The organism is Haloferax prahovense DSM 18310 (assembly GCF_000336815.1).
Classification (GTDB): Archaea; Halobacteriota; Halobacteria; order Halobacteriales; family Haloferacaceae; genus Haloferax; species Haloferax prahovense.
This window is the reverse complement of the sequence record NZ_AOLG01000009.1, coordinates 53,013-62,050: the sequence shown is the minus strand read 5'-3', so window position 1 is coordinate 62,050 and position 9,038 is coordinate 53,013. Positions and strand designations below refer to the sequence as shown.

Genomic DNA, 9,038 nt, shown 5'->3' with positions numbered 1-9,038 from the left:
AGGCCTGCGGCGGGAGAGCCCGCTCTTCGCGAAATCTTTACTCGTGGACGGCGAACGGTTCGCATGGACGATTCGCTTCGCGCAGGCGTCGCCATCTACAACGCGGGCGCGTACCGGGCGGCCCACGGCGCGTGGGAGGCGACGTGGCTCTCGCTCGACCGCGGGGGCGACGACGAGCGGTTCCTCCACGGCCTCATCCAGTTCACCGCGGCGGTCCATCACGCCCGCGACGGCAACGACTCGGGCGCGGTCGGCCTCGCCCGGAGCGCGCGGGAGTACCTCGACGGCCTCGGCGACGACTACCGCGGCGTCGACCTCGCCGGCGTTCGGACGTTTCTCGCACGACTCGAAGCCGACCCCGCCGTCGCCGCCGACCCGCTCGCGCTCCGACTCGACGGGGGAGTCGTCACCTACGACGACCTCGATTTCGACGCGGTCGCCGTCGCGGCCGAGACGCTCGCGGAAGAACTCGACGGCTACGACGAGGATGTCGTCGCCGACGCGGTCGCGTACGCCCGCGACGAGGTCGCCGACGGGACGCAGACGCAGTTCACCGCGATGGTGTTCGACTTCGTGCGAAACGAGGCCCAGCGCGGGTTGGTGTTTCAGCGATTGGGTGAGCACGTCCGCCGTCGGCGGCGGCGCGAAGACGACGTGAGCGGCCTGTTCGAGTGAGAAAAAGAGAGGTCTGTCGAACGTCGTTGGTGACGATATCGTTTCAGAAATACGCCTCTCGAATGACGAGCAGTAGCCAGACGACCGGGGCGAGGGCGATGAGCAAGCCGACGATACCTAGCAGATAGTCCCCTTCGACGAGTCCCCGCGCCCATCCCCTCCCGAGGTGAAAGACGAACAGGGAGCAGAGGAGTAAAACCGCGTTGCGGAGCGAAACTCCTGCTCCCTCCGCATTGGAACCGGGTGACGACATTACGCACACCATCGTGTCGAATTTCTATAAATATTCTCCCGTCACGTTCGCACGCCTCCTGACCGGCTGTTTCACACGACGACTCATCTGAAGAATCGGCGTTCAACGGGGCCGAAAATCGGGGTTCCGACGACGCAATCAGGCCTCGTCCAGCGGTTCGCCCTTGAAGGTGAACTCGGCGGAGTTGTCCTGCGGGTCGTAGCCGAGCACCGCGCGGGCGCGGTCGATGGAGTAGTACTTCCGGTCGTTGTCGGAGATACCGTAGACGATTTCGTAGTCGTAGTCGGCCTCGATACAGCACTCGAAGAGGTGCGCACAGTCGCGGTACGACAGCCACATCGCCTGGCCGCGCTCGTACTCCTTCGGCGGGTGGTGCTGGGTGAGGTTGCCGATGCGGACGTTCACGACCGAGATGTCGTGGTGGTCGTGGTAGTACCGGCCGAGCGTCTCGCCGGCCGCCTTGCTCACGCCGTAGAGGTTACTCGGACGCGGGAGTTCGGTCCCGTCGAGTCGGAACTCGTGGTGCGGACGGTACATGTCCGGGGTCCGGTCCATCGTCTCGTACGCGCCGACGGCGTGGTTCGAGGAGGCGAACGCGAACTTCTCGACGCCCGCGTCGACGGCGGCGTCGAACATCTGTTGGGTGCCGTCGATGTTGTTCCGCAGGACGCTGTCCCACGGCGCTTCGGGACGCGGGTCGCCCGCGAGGTGGATGACGGCCTCGGCGCCGTCCATGGCGTTTCGCACGGCGGTCTCGTCGGTGACGTCGGCGACGTACACCTCCGTGGGGTCGACCGAGTCGGGTATCTTCTCGTCGGAGAGTGGCTCGCGGTCCAGCAGCCGCCAGTCGTAGGCGTCGCCGATGTGCCCTAGTATCGCCTGGCCGACGCGCCCGCCAGCCCCCGTCAGCAAAACCGGCTGGTCCATTCGGTGTAAGTTCTAACAAGAGAGGCTAAGTAAGGACCGGTTCGCGCTCGCGCGACCCCTCAAACCGCCGAACTTTACCCGAGGGCGACGGAGTTCCGGGCATGGTCACAGACCCGCAGACGGCCTGCTTCGAGGCGGGCATCAAGTTCGGAACGCTCTACCACCAGTTCGCCGGGACGCCGGTCTCGCCCGACAGCGCCCGGAGCCTCGAACGGGCCATGGCCGAGGCCATCGAGAACCAACCGTACTGCGAGTCGGTCTCCGTGCACATCCTCGACGGGGCGCTGGAAGCCGAACTCGCCGAGTCGGCCGCCGACTACACGGAACTCACGGGCCGGTTCATGGAGGTCGAGATGGAAATCGACTACGAGGGCGTTCGCGTCCGGACGCGCATGGAGATGGAAGACGGCTACCCGCTGATGGAGCTCGTGTCGGTCGAATGAGCCGGCCGCGAAGCGCCGCCCGCGGACTCGTCGTCCGCGACGGCGAACTCCTCACGATTCGGTACCGTACCGACGGCGAGGACTGGTACGTCGCACCCGGCGGCGGCCAACAGCGCGGTGAGTCGCTCGCGGAGACGGTCCGCCGGGAAGTGTACGAGGAGACAGGCTACGAAGTCGCCGTCGGGTCGCTCGCGTTCGTCAGGGACTTCGTTCCCTCGACGCACTACGACGACAGAGGCGACGACGGCCACCAAGTGGACCACTTCTTCTGGTGCGAACGAGTGAGCGAGGACCCGGACGACCCGACAGAGCGAGATTCGGTTCAGGTGGGCGTGCGGTGGCTCCCCCTCGACGAACTCGGCGAGGTCCGGTTCTTCCCCGGCCCGCTCGGCGACCGACTTCGGGACGTCGGCCCCGACGAGATGGGCGACGGACACGACGCGGTCTACCTCGGCGACGTGGACTGAGAATCCACCCGCGACGAGCGCGGAGTCGTTCGATTTCACTTTCACTTTCGGGGTCGTTTTTAAACCCCCGCGCGCCGAACGTGTGGGCATGAGTCAAAGCACGCTCGACGACGACGACCTGTTCGGAGAGGCGGCGGCGGAGATGCGCACCGACGTCGAGGAACACCTCGGCGAGGCCCGGTCGGTGCTTCCCGACCCGGACGACGTGTGGGAGGCCGACGCCGACAACGTCCTCGGCGTCCTCAACGGCCTTCGCTCCTCGCTCAACGTCGAGGGTGCGGCCGAACACGTCCGACAGGCCAAGAAGTGGTACGTCATCGGCCAGCGCGCCGAGGCGTTCGACGACCCCGAGGACCTCGAAGAAGCCATCGAAGAGCTCGAAGAACTCATCGAGATGGTCGAGGAGGCCCACGAACTCGTCGGGGAACTCACCAACACGATGCCGCAGCTCCGCGGCGCGCTCACCGACGCGGCGGAGGCGGCAGCGGCCGACGACGAGGACGAAGAAGACGGGGAGTAACCCGCCAAACGTCAGCCGGTTCGCGGGCCGTTCAGTCGAGTTGCCGGCGCTCGACCGCGTCGAGGAGCGACGCGAGCGCCTCGGCCGCGAGCGATTCCAGTTCCGCGCCGCGTTCGGCGTCGCCCTCGGCTGGGTCGCCGACGACCCCGTTGTCGGTGAACTCGTCGGAGTCGTGGGCCAGGTTGACGCCCGAGACCCACTCGCCCCAGCGGTCGGCACCTCCATCGCGGGCCTCGTCGATTCGGTCCTCACGGACCAGTTCGGGGTGCGTGTGGCGGAGTAAGGCGGTTTCTAGCGGGCCGCCGTGGCCCATGTCCGAGGAGTGGTCGCCGACGGCGTCGAACCACGTGAAAGCGACCGCGTAGACGTCGCCCGTCCGCGAGACGCGCCGGCAGAGCTCCGCGAGCGCGTCGATGTTACCGCCGTGGCCGTTGACGACGACGACGCGGTCGAAGCCGTGGTGGGCGAGCGATTCGATAGTCTCGCGGACGTACGCGCGGAAGGTGTCCGGCGAGACCCAGAGCGTGCCGTCGAAGGCGCGGTGTTCCTCGGCGACGCCGACCGGGATAGTCGGGCCGACGACGACCTCGCCGTCGAACGCGTCGGCACCGACCTCGGCGACCGATTCGGCGTTGAGCGCGTCGGTGCCGAGCGGCGCGTGCGGGCCGTGCTGTTCCGTGCTTCCGACCGGGAGGAGCGCGAGGTCGCCGTCGAGGTCAGCGACCTCGGTCCAAGTAGCTTCGGAGAGTCGCATGCCGAAAGAAGTGTTTGCCCCCTCCTTAGTGGTACGCGAAGCCTCAGTCGTCGCCGGCGTCGACCTCGGCCTGCCGGCGGGCGGCGCGCTCGACGAACTCGTCGGGGAGTTGGTCGATTTCGCCCGCCTGAACCCCCCAGAGATGGGCGTAGAGACCGTCTTCGGATAGGAGGTCGTCGTGCGCCCCGCGCTCGACGATGCGCCCGTCTTCGAGGACGACGATTTGCTCCGCGTCCTTGATAGTCGACAGGCGGTGGGCGATACTGAACGTCGTCCGGTCGGCCGTGAGTTCGTCCAGCGAGCGCTGGATGAGCATCTCCGTCTCGGTGTCAACGTCCGAGGTCGCCTCGTCGAGGACGAGGATGTCCGGGTCCTTCAGGATGGCGCGGGCGATGGAGACGCGCTGGCGCTGGCCGCCGGAGAGCTTCACGCCGCGCTCGCCGACCTTGGTGTCGTACCCCTCGGGGAGGTTCGAGATGAACTCGTGAGCCTCGGCGGCTTTCGCGGCCGCGACGACCGCCTCGTCGTCGGCGTCGAACGTGCCGTAGGTGATGTTGTCGCGGACGGTCCCGTAGAACAGGAACGTCTCCTGGCTGACGTAGGCGATGGACTCCCGGAGACTGGAGATGGTCACGTCGCGCACGTCTTGGCCGTCGATGTTGACGTGCCCCTCGTCGGGGTCGTACATGCGCATCAGGAGCTTGAGAATCGTCGATTTCCCGGCGCCCGTGGGGCCGACGAGCGCGAGCGTCTCGCCGCCGTCGACCTCGAAGGATATGTCCTCGACGATGGTCTCGCCGTCGCCGTAGCCGAAGGTCACGTCGTCGTACTCGACGCGGCCTTCGGAGACGGCGAGGTCGGGCGCGTCGGGCTGTTCGGCCAGCCGCGCGGGCTCGTCCATCAGGCCGAAGATACGGGCGCTGGAGGCGTGGGCACGCTGGTACATGTTGATAATCTGCCCGAACTGGGCGAGCGGCCAGACGAACTGCTGGGTGAGCAGGATGAAAGTGACGAACTCGCCGACCGCGAGGTCGCCGGTGAAGGGACCGGGACCCTGTCCGTTGATGACCCACAGGCCGCCGACGACGAAGGTGAGGGTGAAGCCGATGCCCGCGAGGATTCGGAGCGCGGGGAAGAACTTGATGCGGGTGTTGATGGCGTCCCAGTTGGCGTCGAAGTAGTCCATCGAGACGCCGTCGACGCGGTCGGACTCGTGGGGTTCGGCGTTGAACGTCTTGATGACTTGGATGCCGCCGAGGTTGTTCTCCAACCGGGAGTTGAGTTTGCCGACCGACGAGCGCACGTCGGCGTACTTCGGCTGGATGATATCGACGAACTTCCACGTGAACAGCGCGATGAGCGGGACCGGCAACAGGGCGACGAGGGCGAGCTGCCAGTTGTACGACATGAGAACCACCGCGATGGCGACGACCATCACGGAGAGGCGGAAAAACGAGTTCATCCCGTCGTTGAGGAACCGTTCGAGCCGGTTCACGTCGTTCGAGAGGATGGACATCATCTCGCCGGTCTGCTTGTCGGCGAAGAAGTCCATGTTGAGCAGTTGCATCCGGTCGTAGGTGTCGGTCCGGACGTCGTGTTGAATCTGCTGGGCGTAGGCGTTCCAGCCCCAGTTTCGGAGCCAGTGGAACAGCGCGCCGGCGGTGAAACTGAACACGATGATGCCGACGGCAAAGAAGAACTGACCGTCTCTGGTCGCGGGGACGTACGGCGCTATCCACGCCTCGGGGAGGACGGGAAAACCGGCCGCGAAGGACTTGTCCTGCCGGATGATGGCGTCGATGGCGAGGCCGAGGATGACCGGCGGCATGAGGTCGAGCACGCGGGCGGCGACGCTCGCGAGGACGCCCACGACGAACTCGAAGGTGTTCTCGCGGCCGTACTCGGCGAACAGCCGCCGCATCGGGTTATCGACCCGCGCTCGTTGGTCCTCGAACGGGTCGTCGTCGTCGATATCAGGGGGCACGACAACGGTTCAGGGGGCGCTCGCAGTAAAGTACTCGGGTGGGGGAGCGGCCCGCCGGTAGATTAACACGAGGCGTTCTGGACCGTATTCCCGGTCGAGCCGCCGGATTCGACGACCGGTTGTTGGCTGACGCCGCAGAGGTCGTTCTGGACGAGTCGGTTGCGATGAGAGTCGTCCAGCGTGACGCCGTGGGCAAGGAGGCCGGTCGTCACGACGTTCTTACGAATTACGTTGCGGTCGCTTCCAGCGAGTTCGAACCCGGCGATGATGATGCGGACCTCGTTTTCGACGAAGCGGTTTCGATGGCTGTCGCGGAGTCGGAAGCCGGGGCCCTCTCCGTCGACGAGGTTTCGTTGGAAGCTGTTTTGCGTGCTCCCATACAGAGAGACCTGAAGCGTGTCGGTTCTGAACTCACAGTCGACGAACTCGTTTCGGTGCGAATCCGTGAGCGTGAGCACGACCGGACTGATGAGCGTACACGACTCGAACCGGGTTCGCACTACGCGGTCGAGAACCACGCCCCTGACGCTCGGCGTGAAGAAGCTCGTGTTCGTCACCGCACAGCGTGACGAGTCCGCGACGACGAACTGTGGCCTCCAATCGTCCGGATGGCCAACGACTTGCGAGTCCGCTATCGACACCCGGCTCGAATCGGTGATTCGACCGCCCTTCGTCAGCACGATGTCGGCTATCGAGACGCGACTGCCCGAAATCGTCGTCTCGCCGACGACGGCGTGTCCCCGGCCGTCGATTCGGACGTCGTCGGCGAGAACCTCCAGACAGTCGAGGTTGCCATCGAGGTAGTACCGACCCGGTTCGGTGACGCTCGCACATCCCGAAAGCACCTCCTCGCCGGTTCTCAGTTGCAACACACCCGGCGCGAGCGCCGGAAGCGCGGCGAGACCCAGTCCGCGAAGCGCCCCTCTCCTCGTGAGTCGAGTTGACATGACACCCTCTCAACTACAACACGTCGGGACAAATACAGATATTGTGAGATACATACCAACTACGTATCAGCATTCGTGACGTACTGCAACTCCGACCGGCGGGGCCGAGTCGGGTGCGTCCAGGGCGCTCAGACCACTCGGTCTTCGACGTCGGGGTCGATGCCCGCCTCGACGAGGTCCTGCCGGACGCGCTCGCGAAGCGGGTCTGGGACCGTGTCGCGACTGACGGGAACCGCGACCTCGCCGTCGCCTTTTACCTTCCAGTAGAGGACGCAGTCGGACGGTTCGTAGTACTCGATGCTGTAGGCGTCGTCCGCCCCGCGATAGTGGACTCGTGCGGCGAACCCCTCGGCGCGCCAGCCTTCGAGTTCCGAGAGCGCCGCGACGTGTGCTGTCATAGTGGGATCAACGGTCGCCGGCCCTTCGGGTGTTTCGCATCTACTCGGCTTCGACCCGGTCTCCCGCATCGATGCCGGTCTCGTTCGTGTACCCGTACGGGAGTTCGAGGACGTACTTCCCGGTTCCGCGGTAGCGGGTGAGGTCGGACTCGCTCGTTCCCTCGGGGTCGAGTTCGGCGTGGTGGATGCGCGTGATGGTGCCGTTTTCGGCGACAAAGACGATGTCCAGCGGGAAGTCCATGTCGCGCATCACGTAGGCGTAGGTGCCAGACGAGTCGTGGACGAACCACATCCCCTCGTTTTCGGCGAGCGACTCGGTGTCGCTCAGGCCGGTAAAGCGCTTGGCGCGGGTGTCGGCGACGCGGGCGTCCACGGTCGCCAGCGTCTCTCCGGTCTCGTCGTCGACGACGGTGAGCGTGGTCCGTTCGTAGTCGTCGGTCGAGCCGGGGACGACCGCGGGGTTGGTGAGGTACGCGACGCTCGCGACCGCGACGACGACGGCGACGACGAGCAGCGCGGTTCGCGCGCGGGAGGTCATTGCCGGACGTGACGGTCGCCGCGGGTCTAAGGGTTCCGGGGACCGGTCGAAACGAAAACCGTTATGAGCGCGAACCGGTTCGATTGAGATGCAGGGCTCGTGGTCTAGTTGGTTATGACGCGGCCTTTACAAGGCTGAGGTCGGTGGTTCGAATCCGCCCGAGCCCACTTCTGACGACACAGTACGACGAGCGTAGCGAGGAGTCTGTGTCGGCTGAGTGGGCGACAAGGATTCGAATCAGGGAGCAACTCGCAGAGTTGCGACCGAGGTTCGAATCCGCCCGAGCCCATGAAATCCGTGAGCGCAGCGAGCGTGATTTTCTGCCGCGAGGGCGGTTGAACCCTACGAGACGAGCGCAGCGAGTCTCGGTCCGGTTCGAATCCGCCCGAGCCGACTCACGCGCTCCGTTGCATCACCAAAAGCGACATCGGGACGCTGGCGGCGACGAGGCCGTACGCACCACCGAGGAGCGGTTCGACACCCAGCGACGGGGCGAGGAGGTAGCCGCCGACGAACCCGAGCGGGTCGAAGACTAACGCGAGGATGATGAGCTGTACTGCGAACGATTTGGAGGTGAACCAGCGGGGGAGCATCTGTGACACAGTCGTCCCGGAAGTGTTGATCTACGGACCATTTAGTTCTGTGTGATAGCGCTCAGAGCCACGAGGACGCGAACCCTTTTAGCCCAACACGAACCCACAACCGAGTAGTGAACACAGTCGCGCGGCTCCGTGAGACCCCTCGGCGGGCGGCCGTCGCGCTCGGCTACGCGCTCGTCGTCCTCGTGGCATCAATCGTTCCGACGCCGCCGGGGAGTCTCGCACCGATGGGTCCGCTCGGACTCGTCGGCCTCGATAAGTGGGTCCACGCGGCCGGGTACGCTGGTCTCGGGCTCGTCTTCGCGTCCGCGGTGCGCGCCAGGGAACGCAAAGAAGTCGTTGGAGCCGTCGTCGTCGCCGCCGCGTTCGGGACGGGTATCGAACTCGTGCAGGCGGTGCTGCCGTACCGGTCGTTCGGCGTCGCCGATGCGGGGGCGAACCTCCTCGGTGCGGTCGTGGGTGGGGCGCTCTGGGTCGCGGTCGCGTGGGTCGCGGAACCCCGGAGGTAGGGTTATCTCACCCCCTCACGAAGG

At 65.8% G+C, this 9,038-nt stretch carries 13 protein-coding genes and 1 tRNA gene; 6 read left to right on the top strand and 8 right to left on the bottom strand.

Features of this window, described 5'->3' with window-relative positions; genetic code table 11:
- Positions 1-63 precede the first annotated feature (63 nt).
- On the top strand, positions 64-675 hold the full coding sequence (locus tag C457_RS02735; RefSeq protein WP_008091772.1) for a DUF309 domain-containing protein: 612 nt from the start codon (positions 64-66) through the stop codon (positions 673-675).
- A 43-nt stretch (positions 676-718) separates the two neighbouring features.
- On the opposite strand, the gene C457_RS02730 is transcribed toward C457_RS02735, so the two are convergent.
- Both C457_RS02730 and azf read right to left on the bottom strand, forming a co-directional pair.
- A complete protein-coding gene (locus C457_RS02730) occupies positions 719-928 on the bottom strand; it encodes a hypothetical protein (protein ID WP_008091770.1) in 210 nt (69 codons plus the stop codon).
- 138 nt (positions 929-1,066) lie between these two features.
- On the bottom strand, positions 1,067-1,855 hold the full coding sequence (gene azf / locus C457_RS02725) for an NAD-dependent glucose-6-phosphate dehydrogenase (RefSeq protein ID WP_004973324.1): 789 nt from the start codon (positions 1,853-1,855) through the stop codon (positions 1,067-1,069).
- 101 nt (positions 1,856-1,956) lie between these two features.
- Between azf and C457_RS02720 the strand changes: the two genes are divergently transcribed.
- From C457_RS02720 to C457_RS02710, 3 genes are all read left to right on the top strand, one after another.
- On the top strand, positions 1,957-2,298 hold the full coding sequence (locus C457_RS02720; RefSeq protein ID WP_008091767.1) for a dihydroneopterin aldolase family protein: 342 nt from the start codon (positions 1,957-1,959) through the stop codon (positions 2,296-2,298).
- Positions 2,295-2,765 (top strand): NUDIX domain-containing protein, encoded by a 471-nt coding sequence (locus C457_RS02715; protein ID WP_008091766.1) that lies wholly within the window; start codon positions 2,295-2,297, stop codon positions 2,763-2,765. Before C457_RS02720 ends, C457_RS02715 begins: the two co-directional genes overlap by 4 nt.
- A gap of 88 nt (positions 2,766-2,853) precedes the next feature.
- Positions 2,854-3,285, top strand: coding sequence for a DUF5790 family protein (locus C457_RS02710; RefSeq protein ID WP_008091764.1), 432 nt, complete (start codon positions 2,854-2,856; stop codon positions 3,283-3,285).
- A 31-nt stretch (positions 3,286-3,316) separates the two neighbouring features.
- On the opposite strand, the gene C457_RS02705 is transcribed toward C457_RS02710, so the two are convergent.
- The 5 genes from C457_RS02705 to C457_RS02685 all read right to left on the bottom strand — a co-directional run bounded on the left by C457_RS02705 (position 3,317) and on the right by C457_RS02685 (position 7,906).
- The gene (locus C457_RS02705) at positions 3,317-4,039 is read right to left on the bottom strand and encodes a creatininase family protein (protein WP_008091763.1); all 723 of its coding nucleotides are present in this window, start codon (positions 4,037-4,039) and stop codon (positions 3,317-3,319) included.
- A gap of 43 nt (positions 4,040-4,082) precedes the next feature.
- Positions 4,083-5,960: an ABC transporter ATP-binding protein gene (locus C457_RS02700; RefSeq protein ID WP_394295172.1), complete on the bottom strand. Its 1,878-nt coding sequence runs from the start codon at positions 5,958-5,960 to the stop codon at positions 4,083-4,085.
- Between the two features lie 125 nt (positions 5,961-6,085).
- A complete protein-coding gene (locus C457_RS02695; RefSeq protein WP_049913351.1) occupies positions 6,086-6,970 on the bottom strand; it encodes a NosD domain-containing protein in 885 nt (294 codons plus the stop codon).
- A gap of 128 nt (positions 6,971-7,098) precedes the next feature.
- On the bottom strand, positions 7,099-7,368 hold the full coding sequence (locus C457_RS02690) for a DUF7538 family protein (RefSeq protein ID WP_008091757.1): 270 nt from the start codon (positions 7,366-7,368) through the stop codon (positions 7,099-7,101).
- 40 nt (positions 7,369-7,408) lie between these two features.
- Positions 7,409-7,906, bottom strand: coding sequence for a DUF192 domain-containing protein (locus C457_RS02685; RefSeq protein WP_008091755.1), 498 nt, complete (start codon positions 7,904-7,906; stop codon positions 7,409-7,411).
- 93 nt (positions 7,907-7,999) lie between these two features.
- Here C457_RS02685 and C457_RS02680 point away from each other — a divergent pair.
- Positions 8,000-8,073: transfer RNA gene (locus tag C457_RS02680), tRNA-Val, on the top strand.
- Between the two features lie 228 nt (positions 8,074-8,301).
- Here the strand turns inward: C457_RS02680 and C457_RS02675 are convergent.
- Complete coding sequence (locus tag C457_RS02675) at positions 8,302-8,499, bottom strand: hypothetical protein (RefSeq protein WP_008091754.1); 198 nt, start codon at positions 8,497-8,499, stop codon at positions 8,302-8,304.
- Positions 8,500-8,615: 116 nt separating this feature from the next.
- Between C457_RS02675 and C457_RS02670 the strand changes: the two genes are divergently transcribed.
- Positions 8,616-9,014, top strand: coding sequence for a VanZ family protein (locus C457_RS02670; protein ID WP_008091752.1), 399 nt, complete (start codon positions 8,616-8,618; stop codon positions 9,012-9,014).
- Positions 9,015-9,038 lie beyond the last annotated feature (24 nt).

What these genes read in the sequence shown, in the direction of transcription:
- C457_RS02735 (WP_008091772.1), top strand. Translation starts at nt 64, where the DNA reads ATGGACGATTCGCTTCGCGCAGGCGTCGCCATCTACAACGCGGGCGCG.
- C457_RS02730 (WP_008091770.1), bottom strand. Translation starts at nt 928, where the DNA reads ATGTCGTCACCCGGTTCCAATGCGGAGGGAGCAGGAGTTTCGCTCCGC.
- azf (WP_004973324.1), bottom strand. Translation starts at nt 1,855, where the DNA reads ATGGACCAGCCGGTTTTGCTGACGGGGGCTGGCGGGCGCGTCGGCCAG.
- C457_RS02720 (WP_008091767.1), top strand. Translation starts at nt 1,957, where the DNA reads ATGGTCACAGACCCGCAGACGGCCTGCTTCGAGGCGGGCATCAAGTTC.
- C457_RS02715 (WP_008091766.1), top strand. Translation starts at nt 2,295, where the DNA reads ATGAGCCGGCCGCGAAGCGCCGCCCGCGGACTCGTCGTCCGCGACGGC.
- C457_RS02710 (WP_008091764.1), top strand. Translation starts at nt 2,854, where the DNA reads ATGAGTCAAAGCACGCTCGACGACGACGACCTGTTCGGAGAGGCGGCG.
- C457_RS02705 (WP_008091763.1), bottom strand. Translation starts at nt 4,039, where the DNA reads ATGCGACTCTCCGAAGCTACTTGGACCGAGGTCGCTGACCTCGACGGC.
- C457_RS02700 (WP_394295172.1), bottom strand. Translation starts at nt 5,960, where the DNA reads ATGCGGCGGCTGTTCGCCGAGTACGGCCGCGAGAACACCTTCGAGTTC.
- C457_RS02695 (WP_049913351.1), bottom strand. Translation starts at nt 6,970, where the DNA reads ATGTCAACTCGACTCACGAGGAGAGGGGCGCTTCGCGGACTGGGTCTC.
- C457_RS02690 (WP_008091757.1), bottom strand. Translation starts at nt 7,368, where the DNA reads ATGACAGCACACGTCGCGGCGCTCTCGGAACTCGAAGGCTGGCGCGCC.
- C457_RS02685 (WP_008091755.1), bottom strand. Translation starts at nt 7,906, where the DNA reads ATGACCTCCCGCGCGCGAACCGCGCTGCTCGTCGTCGCCGTCGTCGTC.
- C457_RS02675 (WP_008091754.1), bottom strand. Translation starts at nt 8,499, where the DNA reads ATGCTCCCCCGCTGGTTCACCTCCAAATCGTTCGCAGTACAGCTCATC.